Annotated in this window: 25 protein-coding genes; 11 read left to right on the plus strand and 14 right to left on the minus strand. The window is 37.4% G+C overall.

Annotation, left to right across the window (positions count from 1 at the left end; translation table 11 throughout):
* Nucleotides 1-97: 97 nt before the first annotated feature.
* The 3 genes from tyrS to PQ459_14400 all read left to right on the plus strand — a co-directional run bounded on the left by tyrS (nt 98) and on the right by PQ459_14400 (nt 3,063).
* Nucleotides 98-1,393, plus strand: a complete 1,296-nt coding sequence (gene tyrS, locus PQ459_14390) for a tyrosine--tRNA ligase (GenBank protein WDF46085.1) — start codon at nt 98-100, stop codon at nt 1,391-1,393.
* A gap of 109 nt (nt 1,394-1,502) precedes the next feature.
* On the plus strand, nt 1,503-2,345 hold the full coding sequence (locus PQ459_14395) for a hypothetical protein (protein ID WDF46086.1): 843 nt from the start codon (nt 1,503-1,505) through the stop codon (nt 2,343-2,345).
* Nucleotides 2,346-2,424: 79 nt separating this feature from the next.
* Nucleotides 2,425-3,063 carry an alpha/beta hydrolase-fold protein gene (locus tag PQ459_14400; GenBank protein WDF46087.1) on the plus strand — a complete coding sequence of 213 codons (639 nt, stop codon included), beginning with the start codon at nt 2,425-2,427 and terminating at the stop codon, nt 3,061-3,063.
* 114 nt (nt 3,064-3,177) lie between these two features.
* On the opposite strand, the gene PQ459_14405 is transcribed toward PQ459_14400, so the two are convergent.
* On the minus strand, nt 3,178-4,476 hold the full coding sequence (locus tag PQ459_14405) for a Xaa-Pro aminopeptidase (protein WDF46088.1): 1,299 nt from the start codon (nt 4,474-4,476) through the stop codon (nt 3,178-3,180).
* Nucleotides 4,477-4,659: 183 nt separating this feature from the next.
* Here PQ459_14405 and PQ459_14410 point away from each other — a divergent pair, with 183 nt between their 5' ends.
* The 7 genes from PQ459_14410 to PQ459_14440 all read left to right on the plus strand — a co-directional run bounded on the left by PQ459_14410 (nt 4,660) and on the right by PQ459_14440 (nt 11,915).
* Nucleotides 4,660-5,649 (plus strand): alpha/beta hydrolase, encoded by a 990-nt coding sequence (locus PQ459_14410; GenBank protein ID WDF46089.1) that lies wholly within the window; start codon nt 4,660-4,662, stop codon nt 5,647-5,649.
* Nucleotides 5,639-6,793, plus strand: a complete 1,155-nt coding sequence (locus tag PQ459_14415) for an alpha/beta hydrolase-fold protein (GenBank protein WDF46090.1) — start codon at nt 5,639-5,641, stop codon at nt 6,791-6,793. Before PQ459_14410 ends, PQ459_14415 begins: the two co-directional genes overlap by 11 nt.
* A gap of 265 nt (nt 6,794-7,058) precedes the next feature.
* Nucleotides 7,059-7,418 (plus strand): 30S ribosome-binding factor RbfA, encoded by a 360-nt coding sequence (gene rbfA, locus PQ459_14420; protein ID WDF48731.1) that lies wholly within the window; start codon nt 7,059-7,061, stop codon nt 7,416-7,418.
* Between the two features lie 12 nt (nt 7,419-7,430).
* Complete coding sequence (locus tag PQ459_14425; protein WDF46091.1) at nt 7,431-8,633, plus strand: ABC transporter permease; 1,203 nt, start codon at nt 7,431-7,433, stop codon at nt 8,631-8,633.
* 199 nt (nt 8,634-8,832) lie between these two features.
* Nucleotides 8,833-9,909 (plus strand): endonuclease, encoded by a 1,077-nt coding sequence (locus PQ459_14430; GenBank protein ID WDF46092.1) that lies wholly within the window; start codon nt 8,833-8,835, stop codon nt 9,907-9,909.
* A 193-nt stretch (nt 9,910-10,102) separates the two neighbouring features.
* A complete protein-coding gene (locus PQ459_14435; protein WDF46093.1) occupies nt 10,103-11,167 on the plus strand; it encodes an endonuclease in 1,065 nt (354 codons plus the stop codon).
* An 85-nt stretch (nt 11,168-11,252) separates the two neighbouring features.
* On the plus strand, nt 11,253-11,915 hold the full coding sequence (locus tag PQ459_14440) for a GDSL-type esterase/lipase family protein (protein ID WDF46094.1): 663 nt from the start codon (nt 11,253-11,255) through the stop codon (nt 11,913-11,915).
* Nucleotides 11,916-12,203: 288 nt separating this feature from the next.
* Here the strand turns inward: PQ459_14440 and PQ459_14445 are convergent, their stop codons facing one another.
* Together PQ459_14445 and PQ459_14450 are read right to left on the minus strand one after the other, a co-directional pair.
* On the minus strand, nt 12,204-12,848 hold the full coding sequence (locus PQ459_14445; GenBank protein WDF46095.1) for a DnaJ domain-containing protein: 645 nt from the start codon (nt 12,846-12,848) through the stop codon (nt 12,204-12,206).
* A 78-nt stretch (nt 12,849-12,926) separates the two neighbouring features.
* On the minus strand, nt 12,927-13,187 hold the full coding sequence (locus tag PQ459_14450) for a hypothetical protein (GenBank protein WDF46096.1): 261 nt from the start codon (nt 13,185-13,187) through the stop codon (nt 12,927-12,929).
* Nucleotides 13,188-13,452: 265 nt separating this feature from the next.
* On the opposite strand from PQ459_14450, the gene PQ459_14455 reads away from it, so the two are divergent.
* On the plus strand, nt 13,453-13,965 hold the full coding sequence (locus PQ459_14455; GenBank protein ID WDF46097.1) for a hypothetical protein: 513 nt from the start codon (nt 13,453-13,455) through the stop codon (nt 13,963-13,965).
* A gap of 43 nt (nt 13,966-14,008) precedes the next feature.
* On the opposite strand, the gene PQ459_14460 is transcribed toward PQ459_14455, so the two are convergent.
* The 11 genes from PQ459_14460 to glgB all read right to left on the minus strand — a co-directional run bounded on the left by PQ459_14460 (nt 14,009) and on the right by glgB (nt 23,528).
* The gene (locus PQ459_14460; protein ID WDF46098.1) at nt 14,009-14,452 is read right to left on the minus strand and encodes an SRPBCC domain-containing protein; all 444 of its coding nucleotides are present in this window, start codon (nt 14,450-14,452) and stop codon (nt 14,009-14,011) included.
* An 11-nt stretch (nt 14,453-14,463) separates the two neighbouring features.
* The gene (locus PQ459_14465; GenBank protein WDF46099.1) at nt 14,464-14,901 is read right to left on the minus strand and encodes a VOC family protein; all 438 of its coding nucleotides are present in this window, start codon (nt 14,899-14,901) and stop codon (nt 14,464-14,466) included.
* Between the two features lie 147 nt (nt 14,902-15,048).
* Nucleotides 15,049-15,495, minus strand: coding sequence for a VOC family protein (locus PQ459_14470; GenBank protein ID WDF46100.1), 447 nt, complete (start codon nt 15,493-15,495; stop codon nt 15,049-15,051).
* Between the two features lie 27 nt (nt 15,496-15,522).
* The gene (locus PQ459_14475) at nt 15,523-16,047 is read right to left on the minus strand and encodes a DinB family protein (GenBank protein WDF46101.1); all 525 of its coding nucleotides are present in this window, start codon (nt 16,045-16,047) and stop codon (nt 15,523-15,525) included.
* Nucleotides 16,048-16,057: 10 nt separating this feature from the next.
* Nucleotides 16,058-16,501 (minus strand): SRPBCC domain-containing protein, encoded by a 444-nt coding sequence (locus PQ459_14480; protein WDF46102.1) that lies wholly within the window; start codon nt 16,499-16,501, stop codon nt 16,058-16,060.
* Between the two features lie 13 nt (nt 16,502-16,514).
* A complete protein-coding gene (locus PQ459_14485) occupies nt 16,515-17,366 on the minus strand; it encodes a VOC family protein (protein WDF46103.1) in 852 nt (283 codons plus the stop codon).
* Between the two features lie 56 nt (nt 17,367-17,422).
* Nucleotides 17,423-17,836, minus strand: coding sequence for an SRPBCC domain-containing protein (locus PQ459_14490; protein ID WDF46104.1), 414 nt, complete (start codon nt 17,834-17,836; stop codon nt 17,423-17,425).
* 122 nt (nt 17,837-17,958) lie between these two features.
* Nucleotides 17,959-18,720: a DUF3108 domain-containing protein gene (locus tag PQ459_14495; GenBank protein ID WDF46105.1), complete on the minus strand. Its 762-nt coding sequence runs from the start codon at nt 18,718-18,720 to the stop codon at nt 17,959-17,961.
* A gap of 94 nt (nt 18,721-18,814) precedes the next feature.
* Nucleotides 18,815-20,083, minus strand: coding sequence for a glucose-1-phosphate adenylyltransferase (locus PQ459_14500; protein ID WDF46106.1), 1,269 nt, complete (start codon nt 20,081-20,083; stop codon nt 18,815-18,817).
* 86 nt (nt 20,084-20,169) lie between these two features.
* On the minus strand, nt 20,170-21,576 hold the full coding sequence (locus tag PQ459_14505) for a glycogen/starch synthase (protein WDF46107.1): 1,407 nt from the start codon (nt 21,574-21,576) through the stop codon (nt 20,170-20,172).
* A 2-nt stretch (nt 21,577-21,578) separates the two neighbouring features.
* A complete protein-coding gene (gene glgB / locus PQ459_14510; GenBank protein WDF48732.1) occupies nt 21,579-23,528 on the minus strand; it encodes a 1,4-alpha-glucan branching protein GlgB in 1,950 nt (649 codons plus the stop codon).
* Nucleotides 23,529-23,622 lie beyond the last annotated feature (94 nt).

The raw sequence follows: 23,622 nt of genomic DNA on the forward strand, positions 1-23,622 counted from the left end.
GTTGGACAACCGAAACAATACGCCAAAAGGAGTATTTTTCAATCGACAGCAACATTACACTTCAAATCCTTATCTTTGCACGAAATTTTTTAAGACAATGAACGCATTTATAGAAGAACTGAAATGGCGCGGACTTTTTTCCGATATGACGCCGGGAACGGAAGAACAACTGGATAAGGAACTCACGAAAGCCTATATCGGATTTGACCCGACCGCAGATTCTTTGCATATCGGAAGTCTTATTCAAATTAAAATCTTAGCACATTTCCAACAGCACGGTCATCAGCCTATTGCTTTGGTTGGTGGCGCAACAGGAATGATTGGTGATCCTTCGGGAAAATCTGCCGAGCGTAACCTTTTGAGCGAAGAGACACTACTCCACTATGTAGATTGTCTTAAAAATCAACTGTCAAGATTCCTGGAATTTGATGGCGATGGTGACAACAAGGCGATTCTTGTCAACAATTACGATTGGATGAAGAATTTCACGTTTTTGGATTTTGCTAAGAATATCGGAAAACACATCACTGTGAACTATATGATGGCCAAGGATTCTGTGAAAAAACGTTTTTCTGGCGATTCTGGTGTGGACGGAATGAGTTTTACGGAATTTACTTACCAACTTTTGCAAGGTTACGATTACCTTCACCTGTTTCAAAATGAAGGTGTTAAGCTTCAAATGGGCGGATCTGACCAGTGGGGAAACATCACGACCGGAACAGAACTCATTAGAAGAAAAGCGCGTGGTGAAGCATTTGCCTTGACTGTTCCATTGATCACAAAAGCAGACGGATCCAAATTCGGCAAGTCAGAAAGTGGAGAAAATTATTGGTTGGATGCAAAAAAAACTTCGCCTTACAAATTCTACCAATTCTGGTTAAATGCGACCGATACGGACGCTGAAAGATTCATCAAGTTCTACACTTTCCTACCAAAAGAAGAAATCGAAGCGCTGATCGAAGAACATAAAACGGCGCCTCACGAAAGAAAACTTCAAAGAAAATTGGCAGAAGAAGTAACAATTTGGGTGCACGGAAACGAAGAATACGAAAAAGCCTTGAAAGCTTCCAACATTCTTTTCGGACAATCCACTGCAGAGGATCTTGTGAGCTTGAATGAGGAGCTTTTCCTTCAGGTTTTTGATGGCGTTCCTCAAAAAGAATTGTCAAAATCAGAAGTGATCGGCACCAATATCATTGATTTAATTTCTGAAAAAACAGGTTTCCTCAAATCCAAAGGTGAGGCTAAAAGAGAATTGGCAGGAAACTCGATCTCAATCAATAAAACCAAGGTTGGTGAAGATTATTCCGTTTCAGAAAATGACCTTATTGATGGAAAATTCCTGTTGATCCAAAAAGGGAAAAAGAATTATTTCATTGTAAAAGCAGTTTAGGAATTCGACAAATTATACTTAACATAAACCACTTTCGAGTGGTTTTTTTGTGGTCAAATTTCAGCTATCATTGAGAATTAATGTTATCTTAGTTTTTAAAAGACAAAGGATGCATCCATTTTCTGTAACATTTCAAACCAGTGAACATTTAGTATTTAAAATAATTTCTGGGTTATTAGCTTTATTCATTGTTGGAACGTGGCTTTACAATTCTAAAGATGTCAAATTACTTTTACGCTTACTTGGCGCTGTAATTGGTGGTTTTGTAAGTTATTATATCGCCGTGCTTTTCTTTGGGATTTTACAATTTTCTTTTATCACGGTGAAAGACAATTTCAATCCAAATAAACAATTCGCAACGATAATAAGATACGAAAAGCATATTAGCAAAATCACCAGGAATAGAAATGCTTCTAGCAGACGGACACAAAATACTTTTTACAAACCACTACTGGAATATAAAGATGACGACGGCAATATCAAAAACACATTCGGCGATGTCTCATTCAGCGAAAATAATAAGAAAGCGATTGGCGATCAAATCGATGTGATCGTAGAAACTGGACAGGTAAGAATGATTACGCCAATAAAGAATTTTACTTTTGTAGTGAACATTCTGTCGGTTTGCTTTCTCCTGATCTTCTATTGTATTTTTTATAATTATGCCAGAAAACAATCCTTTGAGAACGTTGGAACATTCGCACTTTCGATATTTGGTTTTGTAATTTTCCCGATTGCTTTTGGCTTGTTGATCTATCTTTTCTTAAATATCGGCTACGAATATTTTTTCCAGAATAAGAGATTCGTGAGCAAAAACGTGGCTATTCTATTATCTGGTTTAGGGATTTTTCTGGCGTTATGCTTCATTGGCTATATCAGAATTCTCATTGAAAATGTCTTTCTTAAAAAAGGAAGGAAGAAGAAAAAAAGGAAAAGAAAAATTCTGAGTTAATGGTAGAATCATAGACTTTTGAACTCAGATTTTATTTCAAAAATTTCGAACTATTTCCGAGATTGGTTATCTTTGTTTTATGGATTTACAATACCTCGTAAGAGAACCTCAAAATATCACTTCAGAAACACCAATTTTATTTTTAATTCACGGCTATGGAAGCAACGAACAAGACCTTTTCAGCTTCGTTCCGACTTTGCCGGAAGATTGGTTGGTCGTAAGTTTCCGCGCTCCAAGAGATGCTAACAATGGCGGCTACGCCTGGTTTGACATCGACTTTATGAGTGAGGAGAATTTCTTAGATGTGCCTCAAGCCGAAGACGCTGTAAAACAAGTCTTGGAAAGCATTCTGAAAGTCTCTAACCATTATGGATTGACTAACAACAAAACTCATCTTTGCGGTTTCAGTCAAGGCGGAATGATCGTTTATTCTTTGGCGTTGCATTATCCGGAATTGTTCTCAAAAATAGCATTGCTAAGCACTTTCCCAGAAGATAGATTGTTGAAAGATATCGTGAAGGACAAAAAGAAATTGGAACACTTGAGATTCTTCGTTTCTCACGGTACAGACGACGCTGCAATCCCGCTGGAATGGGCAAAGAAAGGTGCAGAATTACTGTACGACCTCAGCGCCTATTTCTCTTTCCGAGAATATATGGCTGGACACGGCGTGAATCAGAAAAATTACATCGACCTGATGGATTTCTTCAAGAAATAAATTGCTTGTTACATTTAGCTTATGATATTTAGCTTATAAATAAAAATCCCGATCAAGTAACAATGATCGGGATTTTTTATTTTAAAGTTGAATTTTGAAATTCTAATTTTTCGCTTAAGAATTCATCAAGTCTTCGATCTCCTCAACGGTGATTGGAATATTTGCCATCAAGTTGAAAGGCTTTCCAGACGCTTGAATCACATAATCATCCTCGATTCTCACACCGAATCCTTCAGCCGGAATGTAGAATCCGGGCTCATTGGTGAAAACCATATTTTCCACAAAATCATCGGTCAAGATGCCGTAATCGTGCGTGTCCAATCCCATATGGTGAGAGGTTCCGTGCATCATAAACTTCTTGTAAGCCGGCCACTTTGGATCCTCGTTTTGAACATCAGCTTTGTCGATCAAACCTAACTGCAGTAATTCCGCAGTGTAAACTTCGCCCATTTCTTTGTGGAATCTGTACCAATTATTTCCTGCAACCAAGCGTTGTTCTGCTTCTACTTTACATCTTAGAACAGAATTATAAACTTCTTTTTGCCTGTCAGAATATCTTCCGTTTACAGGAATCGTTCTTGTTAAATCGCTGGAGTAATTTCCATATTCTGCACCAACATCCAAAAGGATCACATCACCATCTTTGCACTGCATATTGTTTGCGATGTAGTGAAGGACATTCGCATTGTTTCCGCTGGCGATGATTGGAGTGTAGGCAAATCCTTTACTTCTGTTTCTTATAAATTCGTGGATCAATTCTGCTTCAATTTCGTATTCCCAAACATTTGGTTTTATGAAACTTAACAATCTTCTGATTCCTTTCTCCGTAATATTACAAGCATTTTGAATTAATGCTAATTCTTCTGGTTCCTTGATGCTTCTCAATCGCTGGAGAATCGGATTGCTTCTTTTGTAGTTGTGCATCGGAAAATCAGTTTTTACTTTTTTAATAAAACGATCTTCGCGGATTTCGGTCTCTACAGAGCTTCTGTAATGTTCATTTTTATTAAGATAAACATTCTCAGCTTCGTACATCAACGTCTTGAAAACCTTATCAAAATCACTCAACCAATAAACAGTTTTGATTCCCGAAGTTTCAAAAGCTTGATCTTTATCCAACTTCTCACCTTCCCAAACGGCGATATGTTCGTTGGTCTCTCTTAAGAACAAAATTTCACGATTCTCCTCCAGATAAGCGTCCGGGAAGATCACCAAAATACTTTCTTCCTGATCCACACCACTCAGATAAAAAATATCGCGATGCTGCTGAAAGGGCATTGTAGAATCGGCGCTGATAGGATAAATGTCGTTTGAATTGAAAACTGCCAAAGATTTTGGTAATAATAATTCAGCAAATTTCTTTCTGTTTTTTACGAATAATGAGCTTGGAATCTTTTCGTATTTTGTAGTCATTTTTAAATTTTATTTAATTAAGTATTTCCGCTTGCGAAAAGAGGAAATGCTAAAAAAGAGTTCCAAATTTACAAAACCTAAAAGGATTACATTTAAAAGCAGAACTTAAATTTTTCATAAATTACGATTTAACATAATATTGAACTTTTATTTATTTATATTTGAGATTCCATAAGCCTTTAGATGAAGACTACCTACAAAATCGTACTTGTTTTTTCTCTGATTTTCCTGAGTATCCTAAGCTACAAACTCAGTTCAAAAAAGATTAAATCTGATATTAATTTACCGGAGCCAAAGCTAGAATTCAACTTCCACAACGATATTGAGTACAAAAACAACTCTTTGAAACTCGATATTTATCAGCCAAAGATAATTAGCAAAGTAAAATCCCCCGTTGTAGTTTACGTTCACGGTGGCGCATGGAACAAAGGCGACAAAACGATGATTAGAAAAAACTTCAGAGAATACATCTTGGAAGAACTTCTAAACAATAATTATACAGTCATCAGCATAGACTACACGCTTCTTGATAAAAACACGCATCTGGAAAAGCCTTTGCAGGACACAAAAGATGCTTTGAAATGGATCCAGGAAAACGCAGAAAAGTACAACCTGGACACGAAAAATATGGGAATCTGGGGCGGTTCTGCAGGTGCACATATTGCTTTGCTAACGGCTTACAATCAGGATATTAAGAAAAATAATTCAGATCTAATCTACCCAAATTTGAAATATGTTGTAGATTTTTATGGTCCAACAGATCTTAATGAATTGTTCAAGACTGAAGCCAATGGAGTTTCACTTAGTTTTTTCAAACTTTACGCACCGGAACGCTTCAAAATTAGACACGAAAAAATAACACAGCTGACAGGTTTTGACATTAATACTAATCTACAAGAAGTCGTTAAAAAATCGACAGAATATTCTCCAGTAAAATACGTTTCCACATCTACCGTTCCCACTTTGATTTTCCACGGAACCGAAGACACAATTGTGAATTTTGCGCAGTCGCAACAATTGGAAGAGGCACTGAAGAAAAACAAAATCCCACATCAGTTACACACTGTGGAAAATGCCAAACATACTTTTGGAAACATCTCTTTGAATGAAGCCAAAGATGTGTCTAGAAAAACAGTAGATTTCATCAAATCTCATACAACCTATGAAAACTAATCACTTTATTTTCGGAAGATTATCACTAATAGTTTCGGTTTTGATATTTTCATTAATGAGTTCGCAGATTACTTTTAAAATCATTGAAAGTCCTGTTGAAAATAAGAAAGATCAAAAGATTTTCCTTGCATCAAATCTTAATAATTGGAATCCAAATGATAGTCAATTTGAATTCAAACAAAACGATCAAGGTTTTTATATCCTTACCATCCCTTCCAACACTCAAAAAATTGAATATAAAATAACACAGGGAAGCTGGGATTTTGCCGAGACCGATAAAGATGGCAATGGAATTCCCAACAGAATCTTAGAAAATCCTGACAAAGCTCAAACTGTTGAATTACAGATTGCAGGTTGGAGTTCACCGAAAGAGAAAAAACATACAACCGTTTTCAACGTCAAGGTATTGAGTGAGAATTTCAATATTCCTCAACTCAATACGACAAGAAAAATCTGGATCTATCTCCCACCCGATTATGGAACTTCGAAAAGGGAATATCCTGTCATTTATATGCACGACGGCCAAAATCTCTTTGATGATTTTACGAGTTTTTCTGGAGAATGGAGTGTAGATGAAACATTGAATCAGATTTTTAAAGAAACCGGAAAATCTGCCATCGTCATCGGAATTGACAATGGCGGCGACAAGCGATTGTCCGAATATTCGCCGTGGAATAATGAAAAATATAAAACAACTGGCGAAGGAGACCTTTACGTAGAATTTCTAGCGAAAACGTTAAAACCATATATCGATAAAACCTACAGAACCGAGAAACAAGCTTCCAAAACTTTGATCGTGGGAAGCTCGATGGGTGGACTGATCTCGCTGTATGCTTCTGCAAAATATCCGACTGTTTTTGGAAAAGCTGGAATTTTCAGTCCTGCGTTTTGGTTTGTTTCTGAAGATTTGAAGAAATATTTGAATATTAATAAAAACAATCTGAAGAATTCCAAATTCTATTTTGTGGCCGGAAAAAACGAGGATGAGACGATGGCGCCAGAAATCGAAAATGTTGAAAAATTATTATTAAAAAAATCTATTCCGGCTAAGAATATCGTAGTGAAAATAGATGACGACGGCACACATTCTGAGAGCTACTGGAAACGAGAATTGAAAGCTAGTTTGATTTGGTTGTTGAATTAAATGATCATTAATTATGAGTCTAATGTAATTTCACGTTTGCTTTAGAATGACAAAATTTAATTCTGATAACAAATCGTGTTTTGTGTAGAATCTGCAGCCCGACTTGAGTGGAAATCCTTTTTTGTGGGTGGAAAAGCTAAGGCAAAAAGATTGGGAACGGAAGGCGGATAAAGCTGCCCTAATAAATATTAATCTTCAAAGCTTACTTGCAACGCCAAAATTGCTTCCCAAAAATCCAAACAAAAACACTAAATTTGCAGCATTTATGGAAAGTAACAGACAACGCAAAGTAGCACAGATCATTCAGGAAGATATGGCGGAGATCTTCCGCAAGCAGGCATCAGAAAGCAAACAGAGCTTTTTGGTTTCGGTTTCTGACGTGAAAGTGACAGCCGATCTCAGCATCGCAAAAATATACCTCAGCATTTTCCCTGCAGAATTGAGACAGCCAATTATGAAGGAGATCAATACGAACAACGCTTACTACAGGAATTACATCGGGCAAAAGATGGCCAAGCAAGTGCGTATCATTCCGCAATTGGCATTCTACATCGATACAAGTCTTGATGATGTTGAACGCATCGAAAAAGAGTTGAAAGGCGAAGGTGATAATCCAATTCTTTAATTTTTCAGACGATTGAAAAATGCTTTTTACATAGCATCACGCTACCTTATTTCTAAAAAAGGAAGTACGGCGGTCACGTTTATCACGTGGCTCGCGGCATTTGCTATGGTGGCTGCAGTGGCTGCGATGTTTATCATCATTTCGGTTTTTTCTGGTTTGGAGGAACTGAATAAAGATATGATCGCCAATCTGCACGCAGACCTCACCATAAAAAGCAGATCGGGAAAAGTCCTTCCTGACATCGATAAATTGGAAAGATCACTCAGAAGTAATTCTGATGTTGCCAATTTCTCCAAAGTGATCGAGGAAAAAGTTTATCTAGGCTATAAGGACAACGGCGAAATTGCTTATCTGCGAGGTGTGGATTCTGCTTACATCCACGTGAACCCTATCAATGAAAGTATTTTTTACGGGAAATATCCGGACTTCAAATATAACAATGAAGTCATTATGGAAAATGGTCTGGACAACAGACTTTCGCTTCCTGTGAACTCCAGTCAGGATTTTGCGACAATACTGATGCCGAAACCCGGGAAAGGAATCATCCAACAGGAAAATGATATCTTCAACAAAAAAGACATCTACGTCAGCGGTATTTTCCCTGGAAATGACCAACTTGATAACTACATCATAGCGCCTATCGAACTTGCTCAGGAACTTCTCGGGCTTCCAAAGTCGGCTTGTTATCAGATTGTCATCAAACTAAAAAAATCTGTCAATCCGGAATTGGTAAAGGCCGACCTCATTAAAGCATTTGGTGATAAGATTGTTGTCAATACCAAATCTGAAGAAAATGCGGCATTTTGGAAAATGATCAACACCGAAAAACTGATGATCTATTTGATCTTTGGATTAGTGATCTTTATTACAACCTTCAACTTGGCTGGCGCGATCACGATCCTTCAGCTTGATAAGAAAGAACAGGCAAAAGCCTTGATCGCTTTGGGATTCAATAAGACAGACCTTAGATTGACCTATTTCTTCACCGGATTATTGATTGTGTTTTTCGGTGTGGTTTGTGGATTGCTGATTGGCTCCGCTATCTGTTTTACACAGATCCAGACAGGTTTCTTCAAAGCGAGTGAGAATTTAGCTTTCCCAGTGAGGATTGAAATGTTCAATTATATTGTGGTTTCAGCGGTTGCTTTATTTTTCGGCCTTATTATTTCTTTGTTATTTTCTAAAGTCAACAAGCGTTACCTTATTGAAAAATAGTGAGATCTTTATTACATTCAGTCTTCTGTATCCAGCTGTGAAATACGATTTGAAGCATCTTACACTTTTGTCGATTATTCCTACTAAGTCCATAATTTAATTGACAAAAATTTGCTTAATCTTAAATTTTACTTAAAATTTAAATAAAGGATTACAAATCAAAAAAAATAAATATAACTTTACGCCCTAATTTTTTGAAATGAAAAAATCTATCCTTATTCTATTTGTTGGTATTTTTGGGTTTGCAAATGCCCAGGAGCCAGCAGGTTATTACAGTACCGCAAACGGACTTACCGGATATGCGCTTAAAACAAAACTGGGAGAAATCATTACCGCTGGTTATCAAACCAAAAGTTATGACGCGCTTTACACAGCTTACCCGACGACTGACACAGACAAATTTTACGAAAATGACGGTTCTGTTTTGGACATCTATTCTGAAAATCCTGCCGGCGCAGATCCTTACAACTATCAGCACGGTGTGAAAAAATGTGGAAACTACTCAAACGAAGGTGATTGCTACAACAGAGAGCACACTGTTCCTCAGAGTCTTTTCAATGAAGCTAGTCCAATGGTTTCTGACGTACTTCACATCTTGCCAACGGACGGTAAAGTCAATGGAATGAGAAGCAATTATCCTTTTGGGAAAGTGACCAACCCATCTTGGACTTCCAAAAATGGTTCTAAGGTAGGAAGCAATACTGTAGGAAGTTATTCTGGTACTGTTTTCGAGCCAATCAATGAGTTCAAAGGTGATATTGCGAGATGTCTTTTGTATTTTGTCACAAGATATCAAACAAGATTATCAGGTTTCTCTAGCGGCAATATTCTTAATACAAGCAATGTCAACCAAGGATTGCAAACTTGGGAACTGAATCTTCTTCTACTTTGGCACCAGCAAGATCCGGTTTCTGAAAGAGAAATCGTGAGAAACAACGGTGCATACGCGCATCAGAAAAACAGAAATCCATTTGTAGATCATCCAGAATGGGTAACTGCAATTTGGGGTAGCTCTCCTCTAGCTGTAGATGACGCGAATTTTTCTAAAAATCTAAGCATCGCTCCAAATCCTGTGAAAGGAAATGTGATCAACATTACTGGTGATAAGGATCTGAAGAAATTCAAAACAGCAATGATCTATAATATGGTTGGTCAAAATGTTCAGACGGTTGAGAATCCTTTCCAAAACGGAAATACAATTACTTTGAACAATTTACCTAAGGGCGTTTACATCCTAAAAACAGGAGAATTAAACACCAAGTTCATTATAGAATAATTAACATAAAGATATTATACTTAAAAGACAGGAATTATTTTCTGTCTTTTTTTTATTTACGATTACAAAACTCTGTTTATAATTCATAATTCGAAAATAATATTTCTTTGACTATTATTTTAACTTTCGTGTTAAAAACTTATTGTTTTGTGTTTTAATATATTTAATACCTTTGCCATCCTAATTAATTTTAATGAAAAAAATAACTCTTCTTTTAGGACTTGCGATTTCCTCTTTAGGATTTTCCCAAGCTCCAACCGGCTACTACGACGGAACTACAGGACTTACCGGTTTTGCATTGAAAACCAAGATAAGCCAGATCATCACTTCCGGACATCAGGACAAAGGCTACAATTGGACTGTATTTGCTTCTGCTGACAGAGATAAATATTATGAGAATGACAACAGTGTTTTGGATATCTATTCCGAAAATCCAACTGGTGTAGATCCTTATAAATATACTATTGGGACCAACCAATGTGGAAACTACAGTGGTGAGGCGTCTTGCTACAACAGAGAGCACACGATCCCAAAATCTACTTTTGATGACAAAACACCGATGCACAACGATTACAACCACTTGTTACCAACAGATGGCTATGTAAATGGGAAAAGAAGTAACTATCCTTACGGAGAAGTTGGAACGGCGAGCTGGACTTCAAAAAATGGTTCAAAGTTAGGTTCAAGCAAATTGAATGGTTATGGCGGAACAGTTTTCGAGCCGATCAATGAGTTCAAAGGTGATATTGCGAGAATCTATTTCTACTTTGCAACACGTTACGAAAACAACATCCAAAGTTTTGTTTATGATATGTATGACGGATCTAAGACCAAAGTGTTTGCAGAGCCTTTCTTAGCAATGCTTTTGAAATGGAATCAGCAAGATCCAGTTTCTCAAAAGGAAATCGACAGAAACACTGCTGTTTATAATTACCAAGGAAACAGAAATCCATACATCGATCATCCTGAGTGGATTACAACAATCTGGGGTGCTGCACCATTGGCTGTAGATGATGCTTCTTTCTCCAAAAATCTTACCATTGCACCAAATCCTGTAAAAGGAAATGTAATCGCTGTGACTGGAGACAAAGATTTGAAACAATTCAAAAAAGCGATGATCTACAATATGGTTGGACAAAATGTTCAGACCATAGATAATCCTTTCCAAAATGGAAACACGATCACGCTAAATAATTTGCCTAAAGGAATTTATATCCTTAAAACTGGCGAATTGAACACGAAATTTATTGTCGATTAAGACTCTTAATAAATTATAAAGTTCAGAAAACAGTTGTCATTGGCAACTGTTTTTTTGTACCTTGAAATCTCAAAACAATTATATAATGAGACCTAATCGATTATTCAAATTTTTATTCTTAGCCTTCATTTTCAACTCTCTCCTATTCTTTAGTCAGGACAAACCATATTGGAAAGAGATCCAGGAATTCAAACAACTTGATCAGAAAAACGGAATTCCGAAGAAACCAATCCTGTTGGTAGGCAGTTCATCTTTCACAAAATGGACTGACGTCAGCGATTATTTCCCAGGAAAAACAATTGTTAACAGAGCGTTTGGTGGATCAAGATTATTGGACCTCAATAATTATTCTAATGAATTACTGGATCCATACAAACCAAAACAGATCATCATATATTGTGGTGAAAATGACGTTGCAATGGATAATCCAACTGCTGAAGAAGTTTTCGGAAGATTCAAAACATTCTTTGAAACAATCAGAGCAAAATATCCGAAAGTTCCGGTAGCTTATGTTTCCATCAAATATTCACCAAGCCGAGAACAATTTTGGCCAATCTTAACAGAAGTGAATCAACTAATAGAATCTTATCTTAAAACTCAAAAAAGAACCGATTACATTGACATTACAAAAGTGATGAACGACGAAAACGGAAAAGTTAGAACAGATATTTTCTTAGAAGATATGTTGCATATGAAACCGGAAGGCTACAAACTTTGGACAAAAGTAATGGCGCCTTATCTAAAATAGCCTTCGAGAATCTCAACTGTAATTCTAAATGCTTCGAGAGCCTCAGACTGACAAATTAGAATGTCACGCTGAGGCTCTCGAAGCATTTGTTAAATTTTTATTTTCTATTTGTATTTATTCTAAATTAATTTATATTTGCAGATATGAATCAGCCAGTTATCGCATTTAGAATTGCACCTCTCGCACCAGCATTTGGAAATACAGAAGAGATGTATTGTGGAAAAAAGACCTGTTGTAAGAAATTCAAAAAAGGAAAACGCTGCAAAAAGTGTCCTGGCCGCGAAAAAATCAGTTAAGCATCAGCCAGATGATCATAGCAGCCAATGCTAAAAATATAATCAAGGAAACCAATCTTTTAGATTTGGTTTCTTTTTTTTGCGCTTTCGGGAAAGATTCGGATGGATTGCTCAATGATTCTTTTTGGTCAGGATTTGATTCGTTTTCTGCCAATTCTGTAATGGTAATCCCTTGAACAATTGTTTTGTGAAGGATTGTGTTTGTTGCGTGAAGTAAGATCTGAAATTTACCATTAGAATCAAATTCCTTAATTCTAATGGTTCGTTCACCATTCGGTTTTTCCAATCCGAAAGGGACGATTTTCACCAGGTCCGCATCATACGTATTCCAATAGATCGTGATTTCCTCATCTTTCTGAGCGCGGATCTTACTGGCAGAAAAGTTCTTGATCTTCGGAGGCAAAATACTTTTGACATTGCGTTGCTGGCTATTAAGATTCTGGTCGTAAATTCTCTTTCTCTGAGGATCAGTAAGCGTTTCGTAAGCTTCCTTCACTTCCTTGAAACGATCGGAGAAGTAGTCATCGTTCTCATTTTTGTCCGGATGGTATTTCAAAGACAATTTCCGATAGGCTTTTTTGATGTCTTCAGCAGAGGCATTTTGAGGAATCCCGAGAAAGTAATAATAGTCCTTCACAAAACAAATTTAACGATTTCGACCGTTCAAAAACAAAAAACGGAAAGCATAACTTCCCGTTTTTTCTAACAATTTAATTTAATTTCCTAAAAATTGCTCCGCTTCCGCAGTTCTGCGCTGGCAGCAACCTCTTCCGAATTGCGTTCTCACTTTCTCTTTCAGCGAGTTGTACTCCTCGTCGTTCATCGTTCTGATCCTGTCTGCGAATCCGAATGGTGTTCTTTCCTTCACATCATATTCGTCAAAAATCCCTCTTACGAATGCTTTTCTTTTCTGTGCTTTTTTTGCGATGATGGCGATGGCGGCCAAACCTGCGATCGCTAAAATTCCTTTTTTCATTTTATTTAAAATTTTACGTTTTACATTTAGGAAGACGCAAAGTGACTTTGTTTACCTTAAATACTTTTTTGGGAGCCTTTATACATCTTCCACTCCCGCTTTTTTCTGATTGCGAAAGAAACGAACCATTCAATTGAACATCTCAAAAATCGCAATCACAAAAAGAGCTCCGTTCAAGCCGGGGCGCGCTTCGCAGAGTTGAAGGTTTTGTCGTAGATTTGAGAGTTTAATTTATTTAGATTTGAATTCGCGAAACTTTAATCATATGAAAATAATTTCATCCATTATCATAGTACTTTTTAATACTATTAGTAATAACCTTTTTTCGCAAAACTTAAGACTTTTTGAACCAATATTAATAGCGAATGCTAAGGACACAGTAATTGATGGTAATAGAATTAATAAAGTAATTGCAGATTATTACAATCCAGATTTTAAAAAGATGAATAAAGAATATCTGAGATATAATTCCAAATCTCAAATTGTCGAAATCTATGATAAAAAATCAAGTGCTTTCAAATCTTTCATCAATCTAAATTTCCAAGGTGAAACTAAAGAAAATTATTTTGGTGTTTTTAAATATTTTAAAATAACTCAGAGAATAGATAATGAATTTAAAATCTCTCCAACGAGTGGTAATTTCCCTAATCACTTTCAAAAAATTAATTCTATTGATATTTTACAAAAAGAGAAAAACTACATCATTGTAAAATTTAACTATTCAGATATATATGGTTTCAAAGGTTATGGAGTTCTGAACTTAACAGATTTTCAATAAAATTACAAAAACAAAAAAGCTTTGCAATTGCAAAGCTTTTATTCTAATTCGTTTTCATAAAGTCGAAAGCGCCTTTTCGCAGATGAATTCCATATTCCAGCCAGGCTTTCATGCAGGCGAGGAAATTGGACCAACCTTCGGTTTGTCCGATTGCCCATTTTACGCCCTTCTCATCCATTTCGTGACCTTCTTCTGACACTTTTATAACGGTATCATTTTCAGAAAGTTTCTGTAGTTCTATGGTTACAACAGACTTTGGATCCCAGACAAAAACAATCTTTTCATTTGCGATGATTTCCTTTGTTGTCAATGGATAAGAACCTTCAAACTCTGGAAATGCCCAGAAAATTTCTTTTCCAACTTCCATTCTTGCGGAACCTTTGGAAATGAAATAATTCTGCATTTTCTCAGGATCAATGATTGCTTCAAAAATTTCTGAAACAGCTTTCTGAATTCCGATGGATGCTTTCGCAGTGAGTTTTTCCATAAAGCTAAATTTTATCCTTCGTAGCCAGAATCTTTACTGAAATTTACCATCCAGTAAACTCCGAATTTATCTTTGAAGCTTCCGAAATAATCGCCCCAAAACTGGTCTTCCATAGGCATTTCTACTTCACCACCAGCTGACAGTGAATTGAAAATACGGTCTGCTTCTTCCCTGCTATCCGGAAAAATAGAAATGTAATTTCCATTGCCTTGATTGAGCTTGTGTCCCATAGACGGAACAATATCAGAAGCCATTAATAAGTCTTTTCCGATTGGCAACGCAATATGCATCACCCGGTTTTTCTCGTCCTCAGATAGGTTTTCAGTTCCGGGTGCATTTCCCATTTTCATCACGCCGCCGATGAATTCGCCACCGAAAACGGATTGATAAAATTTGAACGCTTCCTCAGCCGTTCCATCAAAATTGAGGTATGGATTTAATTTTGGCATAACTTGAATTAATTATTAGTAATTATTAATCTGTAATTAAAAAATGTTTGTAAATTTTAATAAAGAAAAAAGTCTCGCAGATCAAGCTGATTTTGCAGATTTATTTCAAAAAATCTGTTTAATCGGCGAAATTAGCAAGTGAAATCTTTAATGTGCCTGAGTCTTCTCTGGATCGTCATAATTTATCATCCATTGGATTCCGAATTTGTCTTCCCACATCCCAAAATAAGCACCCCAGAAAGTATCCTGAAGTTCCATTGTCACTTTACCGCCTTCGGAAAGTTTTGAGAAAAGATTCAAGGCTTCTTCTCTGGAATCGGTATTGATGGAGACAGAAAAGTCGTTTCCGTTTTTATATTCACCCATTCCAGGAAGTGAATCGCTGCCCATTAAAGTTGTTTCCTTAGAAATCGGAAGTGAGACGTGCATTATTTGGTTTTTGTACTCATCTGCCAAAGGCGGCATCCCTTCCGTCGGTGGCATATCGCCAAATCTTCCCCAAAAAGGAACTTTGGCCCCAAATGCAGATTCATAAAATTTAAAAGCTTCTTCGCACTGGCCGTGGAAAGTAAGATAAGGATTGACTGTTGCCATTTATATAGTTTTTTTTAAGTTTAATTTTTAATATTTCAAATCTGTATCGAAGTCGTATTTCATTCCTTCGTACCCGAGAATTTTTCTCATCAACCCGATTTGCCCGCAGAGATAATCTTCTCTTCCGATGCACATTCCTACGAAATTGAGAACGTTTTCCGGAAAGAAATCGATGTTCATTCCCATCTGGAAATCTTTATCTAAATCCTCATCCGTCATTTCCAAAAGTCTTTTGTAAACCAATGGCGAGATGTGATGAAAACTATCTTTCAGTTCTTCCAAAGTTGGATAGATAAAATTTTCGTCCAGTGCCTTTCCCTGAAAGAAGAGTTCGCCTTGGGGATTTTTCTCATCCAATCCGAGCACATTTCCCAATGCGTACCGCATATCCAGAAAATTACCCGCCATCCACACCACGTGATTGGTTTTTCCTTCGATCCTTTTCTTTGCATCCTCTTCCGAAATACCATCCAAAACCAGTAAAAAGTTTTGAGAATGACCACGAAATGCAGGAATGATAATGTCAAGTTTCTTTGATTTTGGTGTATCCATTATTGGTGTTTTAATTTTTCTCTGACAATTCTTTGATGATTTCCAGGCCTTTTTTGAAGCCGTTGTCAAACATATCTTTGAAGCTGTCATCAGAATCCACTTCTATTTTCAATGTGATTTTTCCGTTGTTTTCTTCCAGATAATAAGCTTCTTTTCCTCCACTCCAGACTTTAACCTTTTCACTTTCGGTGTCTTCTACTCCATCTTTGATCTCACCCAGGTGTTTGAAAACTAAAAATTTATTTTCTTCGATCTTATCAATTGTACTTACCATTCCGTTCTTTTTACTGGAATCTGTAAAATAAGTTTTACCACCAACTTGCCAATCTGTTACCATATTGGAATCCGGACTGAAGAAGTATGTCCATTTGGAATAAGTATTTTCATTCCACAAAACATCCCAGACTTTTTCTGCAGATGCATTAATTTCTGTTTGATACTTTAATGTTTCCATAACTTTTTTGATTTTAAGAATTTGCGGCGTCTTCGATTTCTTGGATGATGATCTTTTTCATCTTCAGCATTGCATCGAAGGCTTTTTTATTTTTTTCAGGATTATCGGTATTCGTAAGTTCAATCAATCGTTTTGGCGTGATCTGCCAGCTGAATCCGTATTGATCCTTTAGCCAACCGCACATACTTTCTTCGCCATCTGCCGTGAGCTTGTTCCAATAAAAATCGGTTTCATCCTGATTGTCCGTCATCACCACCATCGATGTTCCTTCCGAAAAATTGAATTGATGTTGATGGGAACTGTCCATCGCTATCATCGTGTAGCCATCGATTACAAATTGAGAATGCCCGATGTTGCCTTCTGGTTCGCCTTGTCCGGCTGGATAATTCATAATACCTTCAATTTTGGAATTGGGGAAAATTGAAGTGTAATATTGTAAGGCTTCCCGGCACTTTCCGTTGTTCTTTCCAGTGAACATCAGTACGGGTGAGAATTTCTGACTGAACTTTTCTTTGCTGTAGTAAAGTTGCCACGAGATACCAAACTGGTCTTCTATCCAAGCATATTTTTCGCTCCAGGGATAAGAATCTAATTCCATCATCACTTTTCCGTTTTCAGAAAGTTTTTGATAGTATCCTTCGACTTCATCTTTCGATTCACACATCATCATCAGAGAAACCGTGAGATTGGGTTGAAACTGAGGGCCTGCATCCAGGAACATCAGCTTTTGACCTTCAATCTCAATATTGATGACCATAGAATTATCCATCGTTATCTTTGAATTTCTGAAAATCGACGTGTAAAATTTCGCAGCCTCACTTCCCTGTTGGTTGAACCAAATGCAGGGAAAAATATCATTATTCATAATAGAGAATTTAAAGATTAGAATTAAAGACTAGAGTAATTCTTAAGCAATATCAATCAAACACTCTCAGCATATTTCTTAAAGTTATCCAAGATTGCCTGCCAACCATCTTTTTGAAAGTCCAAAGGATTCTGATTTTCCGGGTCGAAATTTTCTGTCACTTTGGTTTTATCTTCGGAAAGTTTTTCAAAAATCACCTCGATGTTCCTGCCATCTTCAAAGTGGTATTTTAAACTTTGATTTTCATTCACCTCATCATAAATACCGACAAGATCGAAGCCAAAACTGCCATCTTTTGCCTGCATTCTTACTTCCAATTTTCCGCCAACCTTCAAATCGTTTTTTGCCGATGGGCATTCCCAACTTTCGTGCGCGAAGTTCCAATTGGTGACGTGTTTTGGATCATTAAAGAAATCCCAGACATCGTTTATTGATTTGTTAATTTCCGTAGTGACTGTCAGTTTTTGCATTTTTAATTGTTTTGAATTGTTTATTTCAAAGTTAAAATTCTTCTGGAATTACCAACTTGTCATAAGGCAATATCTTTTCAACAAAACAAAAATCACTCATAAAAGAGTGATTTTCAATATTATTATTTTTCAAATTTGATAGGATATTTGACATTTGTAAAACTATCTATGCTTGCCTTGAGCGATCCTACTGCGAGTTCTGCTTTTATCAGGACCGGCACTTTATTTTGATCATTGGTGACCCACATCGTCACGCCTTCTTTATCCTTAAAAACCCTTCCACTTACAACGGAAGGAATAATTTTTAGACAATTGACTTTACCAAATTTTGTAGAGATCTTCTCTGTTCCGACCACTTTCAATTGAAATGGGAACAATTCGTCATCGATCCAGACACTCATTTTCAGTACACTTCCTACTTTTAAATTGTCAACGCTTCTCAAATAGTAGAAACAAGATAAAATGTCCTGAACATCGTTTGGAACTTTCACCGTTTTCGCTGGTCTGTCCGTGTGTTTCTTATCGACCAGAACCAAAGTATTGTTATTTGTGTTGAACGTGCTTTGAAGATGCTGTGTGTAGCTACCTTCCGAAACATTCCTTACATAGAACAAAGGCTCCTTCTTTTCACTGATATAACTTTCGTAAACATCTTCTACCTTGAAAAAGGCCTTCGCAGCACCGCTGGTTTTTCCAACGCCTCTTACGTAGAATGCAGGCTGACCTTTATATGAAGTTTTGGTTGTAGATAAAGTAGCGTTACCGGCAGTGATGAATCCGTAATGAATTCTGAAACTGATGGTCTCTCCAGCATTGATATTATCAAACTGCGCAGAAAGTGCAGAGAACAGGAAAACACCGATAAATAAAAATAGATTCTTCATTAAACTCATTTGAAATCTTGTAAGACAAATTATTTGCCAAAATTAAAAAACAAAAACCCTTCTAGGCGAAGGGTTTTATAAAAAGATATTAATATTACATAATATTGGTTCCATCTGGGATTACTGCATTTTTCTTAATCACCACGATTCCTTCTTTGATCGAGTGTGTATCGTAGTCGCCGTCTGGATGATGTTTTCCACCAATGATCCTTACGTTGTTTCCGATGTAGCAGTTCTTGTCCAAGATCGCTTTGTCTATATAACAATATTTTCCAATGCCCATACTTGTGATGCCATCTGCTTCATTTTGTACCACTTGCTGAGCGGTTTGATAGTAATCTGCTCCCATCACATAGGAATTCACAATTGTAGAACCGCGATCGATCCTAGTTCTATTGCCAATGATGCAATTCTCCACTTTGTCTGCCATAATGATACAACCATCTCCAATAATCGTCTTACTCACGTAAGAACCATTGATCTTCGACGGCGGAAGCATTCTAGCTCTTGTATAGATTGGATTGGAACTGAACAGATTGAATTGTGGAAGATCCTGAGCAAGATCTAGGTTTGCTTCATAAAAAGATTCGATAGTACCGATGTCTGTCCAATAGCCATCGTATTGATAACTCAAAACACTGTAGTTTCCAATGGCCGCCGGAATGAAATCTTTACCGAAATCATCACCTTCGTGCTCATCAAACAGTTTTCTCAAGACATTTTTTGTAAAGACGTAGATTCCCATCGACGCAAGATATTCCTTGCCTTTTGATTTGCTTTCGTCACTAACCTCGGATTTCCAGTCATTCAAGACCTCGTAACCTGGTTTTTCTGTGAAAGAGGTGATATTTCCCTCTTCATCGGCTTTCATAATTCCAAATCCAGTTGCATCTTTTGCATTCACAGGAATGGTTGCAATGGTAATATCGCCACCTTGTTCCTTATGAAAATCTATCATTTGTTGGAAATCCATCTGATAAAGCTGGTCTCCGGAAAGGATTAAGATATATTCATATTCATATTTTTCCAAATGCTTCATCGTCTGGCGAACCGCATCTGCTGTCCCTTGATACCAATTTTCGTTCTCCACATTTTGCTCAGCAGCTAGAATATCTACAAAGCCTTTGCTGAAGATATCGAAGTGATAAGAATTTTTGATGTGAGAATTGAGTGATGCAGAATTGAACTGGGTCAAAACCAAAATTCTGTTAAGTCCAGAATTAAGGCAATTAGAAATTGGAATATCTACCAAACGGTATTTTCCTGCAATTGGAACTGCTGGTTTTGATCTTGTATTGGTCAATGGAAATAATCGGCTTCCTCTTCCGCCTCCTAAGACAATGGAGATTACACTTTCTTTCATAAATGAGTTTTGGTTATTTTATGATTTTGTTATCGATTAAAGTTAATCATTCTTTGCCAATATTACGCCAATGTGAATCGAAATCATTAATAATTATAAAGATTTTCATAATTTTTAGCCGACTTTTCCCAAGAGAAATCAAATGACATATTATTATAGATCAATCCCTTCATCAGATTCTTTTGGCTGTAGATATGCAAAGCCCGTTTGATGGCGTGCACGGCATCTTCTGCACCGGCATTGGTGAAATTAAGTCCACTTCCGCCACTGGATATATCCTGAACTGTATCTCGCAGACCGCCTGTATATCTTACAATCGGAACAGTTCCGTATCGCATCGAGTACATTTGGTTGAGTCCACAAGGCTCTACTCTGCTTGGCATCAGTAAGAAATCTGCCGACGCATAGATCTGATGAGACAAATATTCTTTGTAACCCAAATCGATTGCGAAGTTGACATTGAATTTGTATTGCAATTCTTTCAGTTTGTTTTCGATATCCTGATTTCCGGAACCTAAGACTATGATATTCAAAGCGCCATTAGTTTCCTGGATGCTTCGTTCTACAATCTCTGGCAAAAGGTCTGCTCCTTTTTCGCCTGCAAAACGGCCGATGAATCCGAAGAGTGGAAGATTAGGATTAAGGCCGTACTCGGCACAGATCACCCTTTTGTTTTCCCATTTGCCTTCCTCTGCGTAATCTTTATTATAATTAAATTTAAGCATCTCGTCCTTCTCAGGATCCCAAACTTCGGTGTCAATTCCGTTAATAATCCCAAACGCTTTTTGACGTTCCTGATTCATCAACGGTTCCAAACCTTGGAAACTGTAGAACAATTCCTGCAAATAACCGCCGGAAACAGCATTGAAGGCATTACAACTCTTGATCATCGCTGCCATTGGATTGATTCTTCCGTTCCAATCCAAAATTCCAGATTTCCAACCATCGAAATGAGGTAAGAAGCTGGACATTTTCCAATCCATACTTCCCTGATATTCGCCATTGTGTATAGTTCCGATGGTCTTAATGCCTTTCAGAAAGCTAAATTCATAACAGTTGTCGATCATAAACGGAACCAAACCTGTGTGATAATCGTGGCAATGGAAGACATCCGGACGGATCTGCATCGCACTCAGCCAATGCAAAACACCGTGCTGGAAGGCAATGAACTGCTGACTCTCGTCCCAATAGCCATAGACACTTTCACGGTCCAAAAGTCCTGGAATCTTGACCAAATAAAGGTCGAAACCGAGAACATTGCTTTTCTCTTTGAAAACTTGGACCTGGTACATATTGAACGACTGATGGATAAAGCCATCAAAGACCACTTCAAAATCGTGGTTATAGAAAAATGGTTTGTTGTACCAAGGCATGATCACGCTGGCATCCAATCCCATCTGGTTTTGATATTTTGGTAGAGCTCCCACTACATCTGCCAGTCCACCGACTTTTGCAACAGGATAACATTCCATCGAGAGGTGAAATATCTTCATATTTATTTTTTCTTTTTAATAAGAACTTTGTTTTTTGATTTTTGTTTGATGACCTTGTTCTGTTTCAAAACCACACCAGACAATGGCGGCAATCTCAAAATGATTGAATTTTCCCGATTGTCCCAGCCTTCATCCAGTTCTTGAGAAATGACTGCTTCTACTCCGCTTCCGCTATATTGCGTATCATCAGAATTGAGAATCACTTCCCATTTTGTGTCTCTTTCTACGCCAATTCTGTAGTCAAAACTATTGGGTGTAAGATTGAGAACTGTCATTAGAACTTCTTTATTTTCTTTACTTTTTCTAAGGAAAATAAAAATCGAGTTATCTCTGTCATCAGCATTGATCCATTCGTATCCATTTGGTGAGAATTGCTGCTCGTACAATGCAGGATTTGATCTGTAAAGCAAATTGAGGTCTTTTACAAAATTCTGAAGGTCTTTGTGAACCGGATATTCCAGCAAATGCCAATCCAGCGACGTTGTGAAATTCCATTCGTTGGTTTGTGCAATCTCATCACCCATAAACAATAATTTTGCGCCTGGATTTGTGAACATATAAACATACATCGCACGCAGGTTAGCAAACTTTTGCCACTCGTCTCCAGGCATTTTATAGATCAAACTACTTTTACCGTGAACTACTTCATCGTGAGAAAGTGGCATCATATAATTTTCATTATACATATAAACACTTGTGAAAGTGATCTTGTTGTGATGATATTTTCTTGCGATTGGATCTTCCTTGAAATAATCCAGCGTATCGTGCATCCAGCCCATCATCCACTTCATTCCGAAACCAATACCATCTTCGTGGACAGGTTTCGTCAGCCTTGGAAAATCTGAACTTTCCTCGGCGATTGTCTGTACATCGGGAAATTCTCCATACACAGCGACATTAAAATCCTGAAGGAATTGTTTCGCTTCCAGATTCACATTTGTTCCGTAGATATTCGGTTCCCATTCGCCTTCGTTTCTGGAGTAATCCAGATGAAGCATCGATGTCACCGCATCGACCCGAAGTCCATCGGCGTGATATCTATCAAGCCAAAAGATTGCATTTGAAATTAAAAATGATTTGACCTCTGGTCTTCCGTAATTGAAAATGTAAGACTTCCAATCTGGGTGAAAACCTTTTCTTGGATCTTCGTGCTCGTAGAGAAATGAACCATCGAAAAAGTGCAAGCCATTGGCATCACCCGGAAAATGGGATGGTACCCAATCCAGGAAAACGCCGATATTATTTTTATGAAGTTCGGAAATGAGATACATCAATTCCTGTGGTGAACCAAATCTGTTTGTAGCGGCGTAAAATCCAGTGATCTGATAGCCCCAACTTGGGTCATAAGGATATTCCATCACGGGCATCAATTCTACGTGGGTGAAATTCATCGCCTTGAGATATGGAACTAATTTGTCTGCGATTTCACCATAGCTAAGATAGCGTTCTGGATTTCCAGGATCACGCATCCACGAGCCAAGATGGACTTCGTACACAGACATTGGCGATTCCAAACTGTTATGCTTTGCGCGATTTTTCATCCAATCTTCATCCTGCCATTCATACCAAGTGGTGCAAACGACAGAGCTGGCTTGTAGCGCTTTCTCAAAACATAGTGCATACGGATCTGCTTTTTCTAGCAAAATTCCAGTATTGGTTCGGATGCCATATTTATAAACTTCACCAAAATCGAGACCTGGAATAAAACCTTCCCAAATCCCAGATTGGTCCCAGCGTCCTGCCAATTGATGTGAAAATGAATTCCATTGGTTGAAATTCCCGATCACGGAAACCTCTGTTGCCGTAGGTGCCCAAACTGAAAAATAAACGCCTGAAACGCCGTCCACTTCAACTTTGTGAGAGCCAAACTTCTCGTAGAGTCTGGTGTGTTTTCCCGAGCGGAAAAGATAAATATCAAAATCGGAAAATAGAGAATAAGGCTGAACGGTCATAGAATATTGGTGATGATTGATAATTAATAAATGATTTTTGATCAAATATTACAACCTTACCAAGATAAAGAAATTAATCGATACATAGTAATTT

This window comes from Chryseobacterium sp. KACC 21268, assembly GCA_028736075.1.
In the GTDB taxonomy this organism is placed as follows: domain Bacteria; phylum Bacteroidota; class Bacteroidia; order Flavobacteriales; family Weeksellaceae; genus Epilithonimonas.